This window comes from Pseudomonas caricapapayae (assembly GCF_001400735.1).
GTDB classification, from domain to species: domain Bacteria; phylum Pseudomonadota; class Gammaproteobacteria; order Pseudomonadales; family Pseudomonadaceae; genus Aquipseudomonas; species Aquipseudomonas caricapapayae.
Genome location: NZ_LJPW01000044.1, coordinates 33380 through 50833, shown reverse-complemented (window position 1 = coordinate 50833; position 17454 = coordinate 33380). Strand labels below are relative to the sequence as shown.

18 protein-coding genes are annotated in these 17454 nt (G+C 60.3%); 11 read left to right on the top strand and 7 right to left on the bottom strand.

What is annotated here, in order from left to right:
• Window positions 1–14: 14 nt before the first annotated feature.
• Both ALO80_RS06625 and ALO80_RS06620 read right to left on the bottom strand, forming a co-directional pair.
• Complete coding sequence (locus tag ALO80_RS06625) at window positions 15–1349, bottom strand: ATP-binding protein (protein ID WP_054987701.1); 1335 nt, start codon at window positions 1347–1349, stop codon at window positions 15–17.
• A 29-nt stretch (window positions 1350–1378) separates the two neighbouring features.
• Complete coding sequence (locus ALO80_RS06620) at window positions 1379–2143, bottom strand: response regulator (RefSeq protein WP_055008365.1); 765 nt, start codon at window positions 2141–2143, stop codon at window positions 1379–1381.
• 291 nt (window positions 2144–2434) lie between these two features.
• Between ALO80_RS06620 and ggt the strand changes: the two genes are divergently transcribed.
• Window positions 2435–4162, top strand: coding sequence for a gamma-glutamyltransferase (gene ggt, locus ALO80_RS06615; RefSeq protein ID WP_055008364.1), 1728 nt, complete (start codon window positions 2435–2437; stop codon window positions 4160–4162).
• Between the two features lie 67 nt (window positions 4163–4229).
• On the opposite strand, the gene phnE is transcribed toward ggt, so the two are convergent.
• The 4 genes from phnE to ALO80_RS06595 are packed head-to-tail and all read right to left on the bottom strand — an operon-like array spanning window position 4230 to window position 7460.
• Window positions 4230–4997 (bottom strand): phosphonate ABC transporter, permease protein PhnE, encoded by a 768-nt coding sequence (gene phnE, locus ALO80_RS06610; protein ID WP_055005175.1) that lies wholly within the window; start codon window positions 4995–4997, stop codon window positions 4230–4232.
• Window positions 4994–5821, bottom strand: a complete 828-nt coding sequence (locus ALO80_RS06605) for a PhnE/PtxC family ABC transporter permease (RefSeq protein WP_055005176.1) — start codon at window positions 5819–5821, stop codon at window positions 4994–4996. The genes phnE and ALO80_RS06605 overlap by 4 nt, the downstream gene beginning before the upstream one ends.
• Window positions 5815–6612: a phosphonate ABC transporter ATP-binding protein gene (locus ALO80_RS06600; RefSeq protein WP_055008363.1), complete on the bottom strand. Its 798-nt coding sequence runs from the start codon at window positions 6610–6612 to the stop codon at window positions 5815–5817. The genes ALO80_RS06605 and ALO80_RS06600 overlap by 7 nt, the downstream gene beginning before the upstream one ends.
• Window positions 6609–7460, bottom strand: a complete 852-nt coding sequence (locus tag ALO80_RS06595) for a putative selenate ABC transporter substrate-binding protein (protein ID WP_055008362.1) — start codon at window positions 7458–7460, stop codon at window positions 6609–6611. Before ALO80_RS06595 ends, ALO80_RS06600 begins: the two co-directional genes overlap by 4 nt.
• Window positions 7461–7695: 235 nt before the next feature.
• Here ALO80_RS06595 and selD point away from each other — a divergent pair, with 235 nt between their 5' ends.
• From selD to ALO80_RS06570, 5 genes are all read left to right on the top strand, one after another.
• On the top strand, window positions 7696–8730 hold the full coding sequence (gene selD, locus ALO80_RS06590; RefSeq protein WP_055008361.1) for a selenide, water dikinase SelD: 1035 nt from the start codon (window positions 7696–7698) through the stop codon (window positions 8728–8730).
• Window positions 8730–9830, top strand: a complete 1101-nt coding sequence (mnmH, locus tag ALO80_RS06585) for a tRNA 2-selenouridine(34) synthase MnmH (RefSeq protein WP_055008360.1) — start codon at window positions 8730–8732, stop codon at window positions 9828–9830. Before selD ends, mnmH begins: the two co-directional genes overlap by 1 nt.
• A 35-nt stretch (window positions 9831–9865) precedes the next feature.
• Window positions 9866–10630, top strand: coding sequence for a sulfite exporter TauE/SafE family protein (locus ALO80_RS06580; RefSeq protein ID WP_055008359.1), 765 nt, complete (start codon window positions 9866–9868; stop codon window positions 10628–10630).
• Window positions 10631–10825: 195 nt separating this feature from the next.
• Window positions 10826–11413: an NAD(P)H-dependent oxidoreductase gene (locus ALO80_RS06575; protein WP_054987691.1), complete on the top strand. Its 588-nt coding sequence runs from the start codon at window positions 10826–10828 to the stop codon at window positions 11411–11413.
• Window positions 11414–11487: 74 nt separating this feature from the next.
• Window positions 11488–12384, top strand: a complete 897-nt coding sequence (locus tag ALO80_RS06570; RefSeq protein ID WP_055008358.1) for a LysR family transcriptional regulator — start codon at window positions 11488–11490, stop codon at window positions 12382–12384.
• Between the two features lie 93 nt (window positions 12385–12477).
• Here ALO80_RS06570 and ALO80_RS06565 read toward each other — a convergent pair whose 3' ends face one another.
• Entirely contained in the window at window positions 12478–13446 is a 969-nt protein-coding gene (locus tag ALO80_RS06565; protein WP_055008357.1) for a polyprenyl synthetase family protein, read from the bottom strand.
• A 239-nt stretch (window positions 13447–13685) separates the two neighbouring features.
• Between ALO80_RS06565 and rplU the strand changes: the two genes are divergently transcribed.
• The 5 genes from rplU to ALO80_RS06540 all read left to right on the top strand — a co-directional run bounded on the left by rplU (window position 13686) and on the right by ALO80_RS06540 (window position 17450).
• Window positions 13686–13997 (top strand): 50S ribosomal protein L21, encoded by a 312-nt coding sequence (gene rplU / locus ALO80_RS06560; RefSeq protein WP_002551971.1) that lies wholly within the window; start codon window positions 13686–13688, stop codon window positions 13995–13997.
• A 32-nt stretch (window positions 13998–14029) separates the two neighbouring features.
• Window positions 14030–14305, top strand: a complete 276-nt coding sequence (rpmA, locus tag ALO80_RS06555; RefSeq protein WP_055008356.1) for a 50S ribosomal protein L27 — start codon at window positions 14030–14032, stop codon at window positions 14303–14305.
• Between the two features lie 216 nt (window positions 14306–14521).
• Window positions 14522–15745 (top strand): Obg family GTPase CgtA, encoded by a 1224-nt coding sequence (gene cgtA / locus ALO80_RS06550; RefSeq protein ID WP_002551973.1) that lies wholly within the window; start codon window positions 14522–14524, stop codon window positions 15743–15745.
• A 90-nt stretch (window positions 15746–15835) separates the two neighbouring features.
• Window positions 15836–16954 (top strand): glutamate 5-kinase, encoded by a 1119-nt coding sequence (gene proB, locus ALO80_RS06545; RefSeq protein ID WP_054987688.1) that lies wholly within the window; start codon window positions 15836–15838, stop codon window positions 16952–16954.
• A 25-nt stretch (window positions 16955–16979) separates the two neighbouring features.
• Window positions 16980–17450, top strand: coding sequence for a CreA family protein (locus ALO80_RS06540; protein WP_055008355.1), 471 nt, complete (start codon window positions 16980–16982; stop codon window positions 17448–17450).
• The last annotated feature ends 4 nt before the right edge of the window (window positions 17451–17454 follow it).

Genomic DNA, 17454 nt, shown 5'->3' with positions numbered 1-17454 from the left:
CCTATCGCGAAGACTCAGCCCACCGGCAATCGCACCACCGCACACAACCCTGCTGGCGGACGGTTTTCCAGGGTGAGTTCGCCGCCGTGGGCCTGTACGCAGGCGCGGGCGATGGCCAGACCCAGACCGAGCCCGCCACCTTGTGTGTGGTCTGCGCCGGTCTGGCTCAGTTGCACGAAGGGTTCGAATACCTGAGTCAGCCAGGCCTGTTCGATGCCTGGGCCGTGATCAAGAATCTCCAGCCGGATCTGCCCGTCAGGCTCTTTGCCGAGGCTGATCGTAGCGTCCCCTGCATGCTTCAGTGCGTTATCGATCAGGTTGGTCAGCGCACGTTTCAGCGCCAGAGGCCTGCAGCTGTAGCGAACCTCAACTGCGCTGTCGCGGGTGATCGGTTGTCCCATCGCCGCATAACGCCTCGCCAGATCATCAAGCAGGGCAGTCAACGATATGTCGACAGTGGCTTCCTGCACGGCATCGCCACGTACGAAATTCAATGTCTCGCGCACCATCGCACGCAGCTCATCGAGACTTTCCAGCATGTCATCGCGTGCCGGGCTGTCTTCGAGCAGCTCCATCTGCAGACGCAATTCGGTGATCGGTGTGTTCAGGTCATGGCTGATGGCGGCCAGCATGCGCGTGCGGCCTTCGACATGACGGGCGATGCGTTCCTGCATGATGTTGAAGGCCATGGTCAGATCACGTGCTTCCTGCGGGCCGGACAGCGGCAGAGGCGGTATCCATTCGCCGCGACTGACACGCTCGGTCGCCTTCGCCAGTGTCCTGACCGGTTGCACGATGCGGCGCATGAAAAACACCACGATCAGCAATACCGGAATGGTGGTTACCGGCAGTGTGTAAGCAAGCATGCGCCCCCATTCGTAGCCGCCTGCCGGGTATTGAATCGCATTGAGGTACGCGCCGTTGAGCAGGTCGATGCTAGTGCGCAGACGCAACGGCGCCCACCCGGCGGCAACGAACACATGCTCGCGCGCCGGACCGCCACTGATCCGCTCAAGCTGCATGCCGATGCTAGTGTCGACGGGCAGCGTCAGACGCTTGCCAAGGTCGGCGATCAACCGGTGTTCTTCAGCGCGCATGTCCAGCGTATTGGCGACGGGATAAGCAGACACCCACAGCTCCGAATCGGACGTCTGCAACGCGGCCAGCAAGCGCGAAGCGTCCTCGGCCGGCATTCCCTGCGTAGCGTGGTAAGCGGTGATCAGCCGTTCGATGGCCAGCGTGCGCGACAGCGGATGAATCAACGCGCCGGTGCGTTGCAGATAGAGCATGGCGATGGCATTGGAGGCCAGCAAAGCCAGCAGCAATAACAGCGCCAGCTGGTGGGTCATGCGCCTGGGCCAGAAACGGCTCAACCTGTTCATGCGTCGAGCGTGTCGACGGTGGCCGCCAACATGTAACCATCACCCCAGACGGTACGCAGCAGTTCCGGCTCGACCGGGTTGTCACAGAGTTTGCGGCGCAAGCGGCTGATCTGCCGGTCGATGGCGCGGTCGTAGACTTCATTGCCCGGTCGCGCCGTCAGGTCGATCAGTCGCTGGCGACTGAGAATGGTATTGGGGTGGCTTAGCAACACGTTCAGCAGGCGGCTTTCCACGGTGCTGAGCCTGACCGCCGAGCCGTCGCTGCGCAGCAGCGTCCCGGTTCGGGTGGTGAAACTCAGACCCGCGAACGCATAGCGCTGCGTTACCGTGGGCAGATCGTTGGCAGGTGCAGCGCCGATTTCGCCGCGGCCCGGCCCACGCCTGCGCAATACGCTGTTGATGCGTGCCACCAGTTCACGCGGTTCGAATGGCTTGGTGATGTAATCGTCGGCCCCGATATCCAGCCCGTGAACCCGGTCGGCAGGGGTGTCGCGTGCGGTCAGCAGGATCACCGGGATATTCTCGCGGCGATGCAAGCGGCTGCACAGTTCAAACCCGTCATCGTCCGGCAGCATTACATCCAGCACCACCACATCGAACGCCTGCTGCCTGAGCAACTGCCACATGCCCGCTGCATCTTCAGCGGTGCGCACATCGAATAAATGGCGACGCAAGTAAACAGCCAGCGGATCACGGATCTTGCGGTGATCGTCCACGACAAGCACGCGCGGAGCAGGGCGAGACTGGGGTGTAGTGCACATCATGATGTTCCTGGACTGCGCGTGGGGATGATTCTCATTGGTTTCTGAGATTTTATCCCATTTGTGACTGGCAAGTCGCCGCCGGGGGCGAAAAGCCATTATTCGAACGGGCGCTACCTCACCTGCCTGTGGATTTTTACGCTAGGTAAACGCGCAGGAACCGGCTACTTTGACCCGTCACACCGGCGCAGGGATACCCGGTACGCTTCGATGAGAAGTGCGGTGTCCCCGGCAGGGTGGCAATGCTTTCATCATCAAACGTCCCTGACTCAGAAAAAGAAGAGATCGATCATGAAGTTCGAACCCCTCGCCAGATCGCTGATTGCGACGGCACTGATTGTCGCGTACTCCCCCGCATTCGCTGCGTCACAAGCCCCGGTTGCTGCCGAAAACGGCATGGTTGTCACGGCTCAGCACCTGGCCACGCATGTGGGTGTCGATGTGCTCAAGGCTGGCGGTAACGCTGTCGATGCGGCCGTAGCCGTCGGTTACGCACTGGCGGTGGTCTATCCTGCCGCCGGTAACCTCGGTGGTGGTGGTTTCATGACCATCCAGCTGGCGGACGGGCGCAAGACCTTCCTCGACTTCCGTGAGAAAGCACCGCTGGCAGCGACCGCCAACATGTACCTGGACAAGGACGGCAAGGTCATCCCTGACCTCAGCGCCAAAGGCCATCTGGCCGTTGGCGTGCCGGGCACGGTATCCGGCATGGAAATGGCGCTGAGCAAGTACGGTACTCGCAAACGCCAGGAGGTCATCGCACCGGCAATCAAACTCGCAGAAGAAGGATTTGTGCTGGGTCAGGGCGATGTGGACATGTTGTCGAGCGCCACGGATGTGTTCAAGGCAGACATGGCCGACTCCGGCTCTATCTTCCTCGACAAGGGCGAGCCGATGCAGGTCGGTCAGAAACTGGTGCAGAAAGACCTCGCCAAGACCCTTCAGGAAATCTCCGACAAGGGCAGCGACGGCTTCTACAAGGGCTGGGTCGCCAAGGCGCTGGTCGATTCCAGTCAGGCCGGCAAGGGCATCATTACCCAGGCGGACCTCGATCACTACAAGACCCGCGAGCTGGCCCCCGTCGAATGTGACTACCGTGGCTATCACGTAGTGTCAGCGCCACCGCCAAGCTCCGGCGGTGTGGTCATCTGCCAGATTCTGAACATCCTCGAAGGCTACCCGATGAAAGAGCTGGGCTTCCGCTCGGCGCAGGGTATGCACTATCAGATCGAAGCCATGCGTCACGCCTACGCGGATCGCAACAGTTATCTGGGCGACCCGGATTTCGTCAAGAATCCGGTCGAGCATCTGCTGGACGTCAAGTACGCGGCCAAACTGCGTGCCGCCATCGAACCGCAAAAAGCCGGTGATTCGAACAAGATCAAACCGGGTGTCGCGCCTCATGAAGGCAGCAATACCACCCACTATTCGATTGTCGACAAATGGGGCAATGCGGTTTCGGTGACTTACACCCTGAACAATTGGTTCGGCGCGGGCGTCATGGCCAGCAAGACCGGTGTGATTCTCAACGACGAAATGGATGACTTTACCGTCAAGGTCGGCGTGCCCAATATGTACGGTCTGGTGCAGGGTGAGGCCAACGCCATTGCGCCGGGCAAGACGCCGCTGTCGTCCATGAGCCCGACCATCGTCACCAAGGACGGCAAGGCTGTCATGGTCGTCGGCACGCCGGGCGGCAGTCGCATCATTACCGCGACCCTGCTGACCATGCTCAACGTCATCGACTACGGCATGAACATTCAGGAAGCAGTGGATGCGCCGCGTTTCCACCAGCAATGGCAGCCCGAGGCAACCAACATCGACACCTTTGCGGTCAGCCCCGACACGCTGAAGATTCTCGAGAGCTGGGGCCACAAGTTCGCCGGTCCTCAGCCACTCAATCACGTAGCGGCAATTCTGGTGGGCGCGCCTTCGCTGGCTGGCAAACCGGTCGGTAACAACCGCTTCTATGGTGCCAACGACCCGCGCCGTAACACCGGTTTGTCGCTGGGTTACTAAGTCACGCCACTGATCACGCCACGGTTCTGTACGTCAGGACTGTGGCGTCTTTGTTTCTGCTGTGGTTTCAACTGCGCACCCAGCGCTGTCTGCTCCAGCCGCTCAATGCGTCGACGGCAAACACCAGTATCAGCATCGCCAGAATGACCGTGCTGGCCTGTGCTTCCTGGAACAGGCTGAGACTGATGTAGAGCATCTGGCCCAAGCCTCCCGCCCCGACAAAACCCAGTACGCTGGCCATGCGAATGTTGTTTTCCCAGCGATACAGCGTGTAGGCCAGCAACTGCGGCCAGAGGTTGGGCAGGGTGCCATAGCTGAACGCCTGCCAGGCGCTGCCGCCCTGCAGGCGAATCGCTGCAGCGGGTTGCGGCGCGGTATTTTCCAGTGCCTCGGCAAACAGACGGCCCAGAACGCCCGTGGTGTGCAGTGCCAGTGCCAGCGTGCCGGCATTGGGGCCGAGCCCGGCAGCCAGCACCATCAACACGGCCCACACCAGTTCCGGAATGGCGCGCAGCGCATTGAGCAGCAGGCGACTCATGCTGCGCAGGAGCCAACCGAAACGCCCGGCAGCGGGCAATGCCAGGAGCAAACCTGCAATGGCCGCCAGCAACGTGCCAAGCGCAGACATGGCCAGGGTTTCCAGGGCACCTTTGCCGATCGCCTGCAGATGGTCGCTGCTCAGGTCCGGGTTCAGGAAGCGCGACGCGTAACGGCTCATCTGCGTCAGATTGTCATGACTGCCCAGCGTGAACAGGTCCAGGCCGAGATATGCAAACGAGGCGACCACAGCCGCAATCATCGCCAACAACAACAGCAGGTTGCCCATGCGCTTCATGTGAAGCGCCTGCGCAACAGACGGCTGAGCTGGTCGGCAAGCAGGACCAGCAGCAGAAAAGTCAGCAGCATGCTCGCCACTTCGTCACCGGCGAACATGCGCATCGAAAGGTCAATCTGCTGACCCAGTCCGCCCGCGCCGACAAAGCCCATGACCACCGAGGCGCGCACGGCGCACTCCCAGCGATACACGGTATAGGACGTCAACTCTGCGGCCGCATTGGGCAGGATGCCGTAGGCGAGCGCGGCCAGCCGTCCGCTGCCTGACTGGAGCAGCGCGTGGGCGGGGCGCTGGTCCACCGATTCGAAAATCTCGGCGTACACCTTGCCGAGCATGCCTGCATAGGTGATGGCGATGGCCAGCACGCCTGCGGTCGGACCCAGCCCGACCGCACGCACAAACAACAGTGCCCAGACGATTTCCGGCACGCTGCGCAGGAAAATCAGCACGCCGCGCACCGGCCAGCGCAGGCATTGGCCGAGCCAGCCGGGCCGTCCGCCGCGGGAGGCGGCTGACAGGGACAAGGCCTTGCTGGCGAGCAGACCTGCCGGTATGGCCAGCAGCAGAGCGAGCGCGATGCCCGCAGTGGCGATAGCCAGCGTTTGCAAGGTCGCATCCAGCAGCAGTTCGAGAAATTCTGCTGAGTGCGCTGCAGGCCAGAACCCGGCGAGGAAGCTGCCCATTGTCCGGGCATTGTCGGCGTGCAGCAGGACCAGCGGGTTCAGCTCGGCCAGACGAATGCCCGGCCAGAGCAGGACGACAGCCAACAGCGTCAGCAACAGTCGTGGCATTGCTGCCGGATCGCGCTGATCCCGGGTCAGCATCGAGGCGTCCAGTGTGTTTCAGGCGCATCCATGATGGATCGAGGGCTCAGCTGTTCATTGGCATACAGCGTGTCCAGATGCTGCCTGTCGACCTCGTTTGCAGTGAGGTCAAAGTGGATTTTCCCGTCACGCACCCCTATGACTCGCGGGAAGTGGGCCAGCGCCAGTTCTACCGCATGCAGGCTGGCGACCAGCGTCACGTTGTGCTCGACGGCGTGCTGGCATAACAGCGCAAGGGTGTGATCGGCCAGACGCGGGTCCATCGCCGAAACCGGCTCGTCGGCCAGCAGCAGTTCAGGCGTCTGATACAAGGCGCGGGCGATGCCGACGCGTTGCAACTGCCCGCCAGACAATTGCTGGCAGCGCTCGAACAGTTTGTCCGCCAGGTCCAGGCGTGCCAGCACCTCGCGGGCACCGCGGATGTCCAGTGGGTGCAGCAGGTTCAGCAGGCTTTTGCCCAGCCCCCATTGACCCAGTCGGCCCGCAGACACCGCCGTGATGACCCGCTGACGCGCAGGCAACGGTGGTGCCTGATGGATCAGCGCAATGCGGCTGCGCAGGCGTTGGCGGTGTTTGCTGGAGAGTTGCCAGGGATTTGCCCCCAGCACCTCAAGTTGACCGGCACTGGGTGGCAGCGCGCTGGCCAGCAGATTGAGCAGCGTTGTCTTGCCCGCACCGGACGGCCCGATGATCGCCACCCGCTCGCCGCGAGCGATGCTCAGGTCCAGGCCGCGCAACGCCAGTGTGCCGTCGCTGTGGCGCAGCTCGATGCCGGACAGACGCAGGGTCATTTCAGCAGGTCGGCAGCGCGTGCGGCTTCTTCGATGCCCTTGTAGTTTTCTGGTTTGGTCTCGATGAAACGGCTGGCAGCCTGAAGATCAAGAATTGCCTTCTGCTCCGGGTTGGCCGGGTCGAGGTCAAGGAACGCCTGCTTGATCTTCGCCGCCAGCGCCGGGTCGAGGCTGCCACGTACGGTCCAGTTGTAGTCGAAATAAGCCGGTGTGGTTTCAAAAACGTGCACCTTGCTCGTGTCGACCTTACCGCTGGCAACCAGTTTGTCCCACACGCTGGCGTTGAGCACGCCTGCATCGACCTTGCCCGCCTGAACCCAGGCAGCGGTTGCGTCATGCGCGCCGGAATAAGCAACACGGCTGAAGAATGTTTCCGGCTTGATGTTTTCCTTGAGCATGAAATAGCGCGGCATCAGGCTGCCGGATGTCGACGACACCGAGCCAAAGGCAAACGTCTTGCCTTTGAGGTCCGCCAGGGTTTTCACGTTCGGATCGGAAGTGATGAATTTGCTGGTGAATCTGGCGTCCTGTTCACGCTGTACCAGTGGCACCGCATTACCGGTCTTGAGGTTGACCTGGACGAAGGTGAAGCCGCCCAGCCACGCCATGTCGAGCCGGTCAGTGGCCAGTGCCTCGACCACTGCCGGGTAATCCGCAACCGGAACGAACTCGACTTTCATGCCCAGGCGCTGTTCCAGATAGGCTCCCAGCGGTTTGAACTTGCGCAGCAGTTCGGTAGGCGCTTCATCGGGAATGGCCGAAACGCGCAGGGTGTCGGCAGCATGGCTGGTCAGTGCGGAGAAGGACAGGGCAAGGCCGGCGGCGAGCGCCAGGGTACGCTTGAGCATGGAGGTTCTCCGGTTCAATAGCGGAAAAAGGATTGAGCGAGGCCCGCGAGCATGAGCAGGCGGTGCTTCACAGGATTCGATGGTGATGCGCGGGGATTATAAGAGGCATGGCGAGAAAGGCCAGTTCGGCAGATTCTTCGCCCGGATGCACAACCGGCGGGCGACGCGGTTTGCGCTGATAAGGGCACAGCCCCTAGACTCCGCAGCCTGTTTCCCGGTAACCGAGAGTGTTGCGATGAACGAGCCAATCCGCCTGACCCAGTACAGTCACGGAGCAGGGTGTGGCTGCAAGATTTCCCCCAAAGTGCTGGACGTGATCCTCGCGGGCAGTGGCGCTCAGAACCTCGACCCTAACCTCTGGGTTGGCAACGCCTCGCGTGACGATGCTGCGGTCTATGCGCTGGATGACGAACGCGGCGTGGTATCGACCACTGACTTTTTCATGCCCATCGTCGATGACCCGTTCGACTTCGGGCGCATCGCTGCCACCAACGCCATCAGCGATATCTACGCGATGGGCGGCGACCCGCTGATGGCCATCGCCATTCTCGGCTGGCCGGTCAACGAGCTGCCGCCCGAAGTCGCGCGCGAGGTCATTCGCGGTGGCCGTGCAGTCTGTGATGCTGCCGGTATTCCGCTGGCTGGCGGGCACTCCATCGATGCGCCGGAGCCGATCTTCGGTCTGGCTGTGACGGGTGTGGTGCAGAAAAAGCACATGAAACGCAACGACACTGCGCAGGCGGGGTGCACGCTTTACCTGACCAAACCCCTGGGCATCGGCATCCTCACGACCGCCGAAAAAAAGTCGAAGTTGCGCGATGAAGATATCGGTCTGGCGCGCGACTGGATGTGTACCCTGAACAAGCCGGGTAGCCGTTTTGGCAAACTGGCAGGCGTGGCGGCAATGACCGATGTCACCGGCTTCGGCCTGCTCGGGCATCTGGTGGAAATGGCCGACGGCGCAGGTTTGACTGCCCGCCTGGACTACGCCGCCGTACCGCGGCTGCCCGGCGTCGAGCATTACATTGCCGAGGGCTGTGTGCCGGGCGGCACATTGCGCAATTTCGACAGTTATGGCGACAGGATTGCGTCGCTCAGCGATGCGCAACGCGATCTGCTGTGCGACCCGCAGACCAGTGGCGGTTTGCTGGTCGCGGTCAGCCCCGAAGGCGAAGCGGAGTTTCTGATGGTGGCTGCCGAACTGGGCCTGCTGCTCAACCCTATCGGCACTTTGCATGAGCGACAGACCCACGCCGTCGAGGTGTTCTGATGGCCGACAACAGCAGCGATTACCGCAGGCTTTTTCTCGACGATGTGCCGATGATGGACGCTCGCGCGCCAGTCGAGTTCTCCAAGGGCGCTTTTCCCGGGGTGATCAACCTGCCGCTGATGAATGACATCGAGCGGCAGAAGGTCGGCACCTGTTACAAACAACACGGTCAGGACGCCGCTATCCAGCTAGGGCATCAGCTGGTGTGCGGTCAGGTCAAGGACGCACGGGTCAGCGCGTGGATCGAATTTGCCAGAGCGAACCCGGACGGCTACCTGTATTGCTTCCGCGGCGGTCTGCGTTCACAGACGGTCCAGCGCTGGCTGAAGGAGGCCGGAGTCGACTACCCGCGCATTCTTGGCGGCTACAAGGCGATGCGCACCTTCCTGCTGGATACCCTGCACGATGCCGTGACCGAGTGCGATCTTGTCGTGCTGGGCGGCATGACCGGGACGGGCAAGACCGAGGTATTGACACAGTTGCCCAACAGCCTGGATCTGGAAGGAATCGCCAATCATCGCGGCTCCAGCTTCGGCAAGCGTGCAACCGGTCAGCCCGCGCAGATCGACTTCGAAAATCGTCTGGCCATCGACCTGCTCAAGAAGCGTGCAGCCGGTATCGAACAGTTCGTTGTGGAGGATGAAAGCCGTCTGGTCGGCAGCTGCAACGTACCTCTGGAACTGCACCAGGCAATGCAGGGCTGCCCCGTGGTCTGGCTGGAAGACAGCTTCGAGAACCGTGTCGAGCGCATTCTGGATGATTATGTCGTCAACCTGTGCGCCGAATTCATCAGCGTCAAGGGAGAAGAGCAGGGGTTTGGTCTGTTCGCTGAGCGTTTGCTGAAAAGTCTGGCCAACATTCACAAACGCCTGGGCGGCGAGCGTCATCAGCGACTTTCGGGCCTGATGCAGACGGCGCTGGAAGCGCAACAGCGTAACGGTACGGTTGACCTGCACAGAGTCTGGATCGAAGGCCTGCTCGGCGAATATTACGATCCGATGTACGCTTATCAGCGCGAACACAAAGCGGCGCGTATCGAATTCGCAGGCAATCAGGCGGACGTGCTGGCCTATTTGCGCGAGCGATCTGACAAACGCTAAGCCCTAACCCACCCATCAATCTGGCCAGGGATGCCATGCACTCAATCGTCGATTTCTATCAGGCCCTCGGTTGGGGGCTTTCGGCGCTGGTGATCGGCACGTTCCTCCTGGCCGGTACCGTCAAGGGTGTCATCGGTCTTGGTTTGCCCACCGTGGCGATGGGTTTGCTGGGACTGGCCATGCTGCCGGCACAGGCCGCCGCGTTACTGATTATTCCATCGACCTTCACCAATGTCTGGCAACTGGCGACCGGGGGGAATCTGCGGCCTCTGTTGAAACGGTTGTGGCCGATGCTGAGCATGATTTTTATCGGCACCCTGGCCGGAGCCTTCTGGCTTGGCATGAGCGGCAGCCATTCGATGACGCGAGCATTAGGCGGCGCGTTGTTTCTGTATGCGTTGAGCGGGCTGTTCCTGCCGACCTTCAGGGTTGCGGCCGCAGCCGAGCGCTGGCTGGGGCCGTTGTGCGGCCTGGTGACCGGGGTTATCGCTTCGGCCACCGGTGTATTCGTGATCCCCGTGGTGCCTTATCTGCAGGCGCTGGGGCTTGAGCGCGATCAACTGGTTCAGGCGCTGGGGTTGTCGTTTACCGTCTCGACGCTGGCACTGGCGGCTGGTCTGTCGTGGAACGGTGCGCTGGGCGGCGCAGAGCTGGGCGCGTCGACACTGGCGCTGATTCCGGCCCTGCTGGGCATGCTGCTCGGACAATGGCTGCGACAGCGGATCAGCGCTGTGCTGTTCAAGCGGGTGTTTTTCATCGGCATGGGGCTGTTGGGACTGCATCTGCTGATAAAAGGCTGATCTCGATCCGTTGTGCTTGGACGAGGGTTCATCCGTTCGGCTCAACAGTCGTAACGCTATTCGTGACTTGGCAGCAAGAGTATTTTGACCGTTGCTGCCTTACTCATGCGTGTACATCCCTCTATCCTCGGCTCATCCATTAATGACCTTCCCCCGGTTTCAAGATTTGCCGGGGCGAGCAGCGAGAGATCAGCCATGAAAAAAGTATTGTTCCTCAACGGCGGTAAACAGTTTGCGCATTCCGATGGCCGCTACAACGCAACCCTGCATGAGGCTGGTGTAGCGTTCATGGACCGTGCCGGTTTTGATGTGCAGCAAACTTTCATCGACGGCGGCTACGACGTGGCCGAGGAAGTGCAGAAGTTTCTCTGGGCCGATGTCATCGTCTGGCAAATGCCTGGCTGGTGGATGGGCGCGCCCTGGACAGTCAAGAAATACATTGATGAAGTGTTTACCGAAGGTCACGGCAGCCTCTACGCCAACGACGGCCGCACCCGTTCGGATGCATCGCAGACTTACGGCAGTGGCGGCTTGCTGCACGGCAAGCAGTACATGATCTCCGCAACCTGGAATGCGCCGCAGAAAGCTTTCGACGATCCGTCCGATTTCTTCGAGGCCAAAGGCGTCGATGCGGTGTACTTCCCGTTTCACAAGGCCAACGAGTTTCTGGGCATGACCGGGCTGCCGACGTTTCTTGCCGTGGACGTGATGAAAGTGCCGACTATCGAAGCGGACGTACAGCGTTATGAAGCGCACCTGGGTGCTGTGTTTGCTGTGCAGTGAGCAAAACGTGCAGTACGCAGAACTTTTGCACTGAACAGCGCTAATATCCCCTGCGTGTTGAGCAGGGGACAACAGTGAAAGCCCGATCCGATGAATTGCAGGTGTTTGTCTCGGTCGTCGAAAGTGGTTCGATTTCCGCTGCAGCCGAGAAAATGGGCCAGACGCCTTCAGGCGTCAGCCGTACTTTGTCGCGTCTGGAAGCCAAGCTTGAAACCACGCTGATCAACCGAACGACGCGGCGCATGGACCTGACCGAGGAGGGCAGGTTCTTTCTGGAGCGGGCCCGTCATATCCTCGAGCAGATGGAAAGCCTGGAGGAAAGGCTCTCGTCATCCCGACAGACGCCCGCCGGACGCTTGCGTATCAACGCTGCATCACCGTTCATGCTGCATTCCATCGTGCCGCATGTGGCGGAGTTTCGACAGCGTTATCCGGGTATCGAGCTGGAGCTCAACAGCGATGACTGGTTCATCGACCTGCTCGAGCAGAGCACGGATATTGCCATTCGTATCGGTGTGCTGCCTGATTCCACCCTGCACGCCCGCCCGCTGGGCAGTTGCCTGCTGAATATCGTCGCCAGCCCGGCTTATCTGAAGCGTCATGGTACTCCCAAAACTGCGGAAGACCTGGCGCAGCATGTGTTGGTGGGCTTCACGCAGGTGGAGTTTCTCAATCAATGGCCCCTGCGCCATGCAGACGGTGATCGCCTGCCGATCAAGCCTGCCATATCGGCCTCCAGCGGAGACACCTTGCGTCATCTGGTGCTTGAGGGTGTCGGGATTGCCTGCCTGTCCGACTTCATGACCCGAGAGGATCTGCGTGAGGGGCGGATGGTCAGTCTGTTGCGCGAGGCCAATAGCGGTTATCGCCAGCCTATCCATGCGGTGTACTACCGCAATTCCCGACTGGCGTTGAGGATTCAATGCTTTCTGGATTTCATGCAGGACAAGCTTGCCGACTACGCACACTGACGGCACTTGAGTGCGTTAGCATCTGGCGATTGGCGCTGTAAGCAGACAATAAAAAGCCCGTCGCGCTGGACGGGCTTTTGACCAGGCTGGCGGTCAGTGCGTGCGGGCGACTGCAAATTCGCTCAGTTCAACCAGTGCGTCTCGATACTCGCTGGGCGGCAGTGCGTCCAGGCAGGCAATGGCGCGGGCCGCATAGTCGCGGGCCAGCTGCGCGGTGTAATCGAGGGCTCCAGCGCTTTCTACGGCATTGCGGATGCTTTCCAGATCTTCCAGGCCACCCTTCTGGATCGCCTGACGAACCAGGGCGGCCTGTTCCGGGCTGCCTTCGCGCATGGTGTAGATCAGCGGCAGGGTCGGCTTACCTTCCGCGAGGTCGTCACCGACGTTCTTGCCCAGAGTCTCGGCATCGCCACGATAGTCCAGCAGGTCGTCGACCAGCTGGAAGGCCACACCCAGGTGGTCGCCAAACGTGCGCAATGCCTCGCTCTGTACATCGGAGGCATTGCACAGGGCCGCGGCACTGTGAGTCGAGGCTTCGAACAACATGGCCGTCTTGCCGCGAATCACTTCCATGTAGGTTTCTTCGGTGGTGCTGGCGTCACGAATCTTCGAGAGCTGCAGCACTTCGCCTTCGGCAATGATACGGGTCGCCTTGGAGAGGATCTTCATCACCTCCATCGAGCCCAGCTCGACCATCATTTCGAACGACCGGGAATAGAGGAAGTCACCCACCAGCACGCTGGGCGCGTTACCCCAGAGTGCATTGGCGGTGGAACGTCCGCGACGCATGCCGGACATGTCGACGACGTCGTCGTGCAGCAGGGTCGCGGTGTGCAGGAATTCGATGGTGGCGGCCAGCAGGCGGATGTCGTCGCCTTCGCGGCCCAGAGCCTTGCCACACAACAGCACCAGCAACGGGCGCAGACGTTTGCCGCCTGCCGACGTAATGTAATCACCGATTTTCGAGACCAGCGGTACGCGCGACGTCAGTTGCTTTTTGATGATAAGGTCAACGGCACTAAAGTCGTCCGCCACCGCGCGATAGAAGGCTTGGGGTTGCATCAGCGACAGGTGCTCCGGATAGGTTGCGCCGCATGCTAGGTCGCGGGGTAGAGCGTGTCAAGGTATGACGAGCGGCCTCTTGCAACACACGGATGCCTTGCGTACAATCGCGCACCCTAACTTTCCTGGGCAGCACCTGCCTTACGCAATGCAAACGGGCCGTTCCAGCCCCATGCAGCCATGCCAGCCGATACTCTTCTTATAAAGAGCTGGGTGAGCAGGATTTTCGGAGAAATACCATGTACGCAGTAATTGTTACCGGTGGCAAGCAGTACAAAGTCGCCCCAGGTGAATACCTGAAAATTGAAAAACTGGAAATCGCTACTGGCGAATCCGTCACGTTTGACCGCGTTCTGCTGGTTGGCAATGGCGACGACGTCAATATCGGTGCTCCTGTTGTTGCTGGCGCTACCGTTGTGGCTGAAGTGGTTTCGCAAGGTCGTCACGATAAGGTTCGTATCATCAAGTTCCGTCGTCGTAAGCACCACATGAAGCGTATGGGCCACCGCCAGTGGTACACCGAGATCAAAATCACAGGTATTCAGGCTTAATTCAGCCTAATCCTCATTTGGAGAATTGACTCATGGCACACAAAAAAGCTGGTGGTAGTACCCGTAACGGGCGCGACTCAGAAGCCAAACGCCTTGGCGTGAAGATGTATGGCGGCCAGGCTATCACCCCTGGCAACATCATCGTGCGTCAGCGCGGTACCCAATTCCACGCTGGCTATGGCGTTGGCATGGGTAAGGATCACACCCTGTTCGCGAAAGTGGAAGGCGTGATCAAGTTTCAGGTCAAGGGCGCCTTCGGTCGCCGCTACGTGAGCATCGTTCCGAAGACTGAAGTCTCCGCAGCGTAATCACGCAGTTGCTTAAAAGCCCTGTCTTGCGACGGGGCTTTTTTGTTTGTAGAGGTAGAGAGGCAGGTGAGTCTCTTGCAAAACTGTTTGTGCGGGCTGTTGTGATGTTGACCCTTGGGGTCGCTGGTTTCTGATCGGTATCGCAACGCTCATTTTTGCAAGAGTCTTATGTAATTTATGTGGTTCTGCTCGTCCCTGTGGCGGGAGGCGTGCGTTATGAAATTTGTAGATGAAGTATCCATTCGAGTAAAGGCCGGTGATGGCGGCAACGGTTGCATGAGCTTCCGTCGCGAGAAGTTCATCGAGAACGGTGGTCCCAACGGTGGCGATGGTGGTGATGGCGGTTCGATCTTCATGGTTGCTGACGTCAACCTGAACACGCTGGTCGACTACCGTTATACCCGTCACTTCGACGCCGAGCGCGGCTCCAATGGCGGCAGCGCCGACTGCACGGGTCGCAAGGGTGAAGAGCTGGTGCTGCGTGTGCCGGTCGGCACCACCATCATCGACGCAACCACCCAGGAAATCATCGGTGACCTGACCAAAGACGGTCAGCGTCTGATGGTTGCGCAAGGCGGCTGGCACGGTCTGGGTAACACCCGATTCAAATCCAGTACCAACCGCGCCCCGCGTCAGACCACGCCGGGCAAGCCGGGTGATCAGCGTGATCTCAAGCTTGAGCTTAAAGTGCTGGCTGATGTGGGCCTGCTGGGCTTGCCAAATGCTGGCAAGAGCACCTTCATTCGTTCGGTATCGGCTGCCAAGCCAAAAGTCGCCGACTATCCGTTCACCACGCTGGTGCCGAACCTGGGTGTGGTCAGTGTCGATCGCTGGAAGAGCTTTGTCGTTGCCGACATTCCGGGCCTGATCGAGGGTGCGTCCGATGGTGCTGGTCTGGGGATTCGCTTCCTCAAGCATCTGGCGCGTACCCGCCTGTTGCTGCACCTCGTTGATATGGCGCCGCTGGATGAAAGCAGCGCTCCGGATGCCGCCGAAGTGATCGTCAATGAGCTGGAAAAATTCAGCCCGTCGCTGGCCGAGCGTGATCGCTGGCTGGTCCTGAACAAGTGCGACCAGATTCTTGAAGAAGAGCAGGAGGCGCGTAAGCAGGAAATTGTTGATCGTCTGGAGTGGACCGGCCCGGTTTACGTGATCTCTGCAATTGCCAAAGAAGGTACCGAGCAGCTGACCCGCGACATCATGCGTTACCTCGAAGAGCGCAGTCAGCGCATTGCCGAGGAGCCTGGCTACGCCGAAGAGCTGGCCGAACTGGATCAGCGCATCGAAGACGAAGCCCGTGCCCAGTTGCAGGCGCTGGACGATCAGCGTGCCCTGCGTCGCAGTGGCGTGAAGAGCGTGCATGACATCGGTGACGATGACTGGGATGAAGAAGACGTGGACGATGAAGATGGTCCGGAAATCATTTACGTCCGTGACTGATCGCTTGAAGTAAACTTGAACGCCGCTACGATTGTCAGCGGCGTTTTTGTATCCCGAATTTGAAAACTCTCTGGCTAAGGTTGGAAGAAGATGCGCAGCAAAGTGACGGGCGCCCAGCGCTGGGTTGTGAAGATTGGCAGTGCCTTGCTGACCGCGGACGGCAAGGGGCTGGATCGCAACGCCATGGGTGTTTGGGTGGAGCAGATGGTGGCGCTGCATGAAGCAGGTGTCGAGCTGGTGCTGGTGTCTTCCGGGGCGGTGGCTGCCGGTATGAGCCGTCTTGGCTGGACGTCCCGACCCAGTGCCATGCATGAACTCCAGGCTGCTGCGGCCATTGGCCAGATGGGGTTGGTGCAGGCGTGGGAGTCGAGCTTTGCCGAGCATGGCCGGCATACCGCGCAAATTCTCCTGACTCATGACGACCTGTCGGATCGCAAGCGCTACCTGAATGCCCGCAGCACCCTGCGTACGCTGGTTGAGCTGGGAGTAGTCCCGGTCATCAACGAAAACGACACAGTGGTCACTGACGAAATTCGTTTCGGCGACAACGACACGCTGGCGGCGCTGGTTGCCAATCTGGTCGAGGCCGATCTGCTGGTCATCCTGACCGATCGCGATGGCATGTTCGACGCTGATCCGCGCAACAACCCGGATGCACAACTCATTTACGAGGCGCGTGCCGATGATCCTGCGCTGGACGCGGTGGCTGGCGGCACGGGGGGTGCGCTGGGGCGTGGTGGTATGCAGACCAAGTTGCGCGCCGCGCGTCTGGCGGCGCGCTCCGGTGCGCATACCGTTATTGTCGGTGGGCGTATCGAGCGTGTTCTGGCGCGGCTGAAGGGTGGAGAGCGGTTGGGGACACTGCTGTCTCCCGAGCGTGGCATGCTTGCCGCACGCAAGCAGTGGCTTGCAGGTCATCTGCAGACTCGTGGCACGCTGGTGCTGGATGATGGTGCGGTGGTGGCGCTGGCCAAGGATCAGAAAAGCCTGCTGCCGGTGGGGGTCAAGCTGGTACAGGGCAGCTTCCGGCGTGGCGAAATGGTCGTTTGTGTCGCTCCGGATGGTCGCGAAATCGCTCGCGGGCTGAGTAACTACAGTGCCATCGAGGCCCAGAAAATCATTGGTCATTCATCCGAATCCATTGTGCGCGAGCTAGGCTATATGGCCGAGCCTGAGCTGATTCATCGGGACAACCTGATCCTTGTCTGACTCAAGGCTGCAGAAGGAAGATTTGATGCGTTTCATGAAAGGTGTGTTGGCCGTCGCGTTGCTGCTGCCGGTGCTGGCCTCGGCGGAAGAGATTGGTCAGGTGTCGACTGTGTTCAAGATGGTGGGGCCAAACGATCGCATCGTGGTCGAGGCGTTCGATGATCCCAAGGTGGACGGGGTGACGTGCTACCTCTCGCGAGCCAAGACAGGTGGGGTAAGGGGTGGCCTGGGGTTGGCCGAGGATCGTGCCGAGGCGTCCATCGCCTGCCGTCAGGTCGGGCCAATCCGCTTCAAGGAAACGCTCAAGGACGGTGATGAGGTGTTCAAGGAGCGTACTTCGCTGGTCTTCAAGACGATGCAAGTGGTGCGTTTCTTCGACAAGAAGCGCAATGCGCTGGTGTACCTGGTTTACAGCGACCGGGTCATCGAGGGCAGTCCGCAGAATGCCGTGACTGCAATTCCGATCCTGCCTTGGACAACTGCGCCTGCGCCTTGAGTCT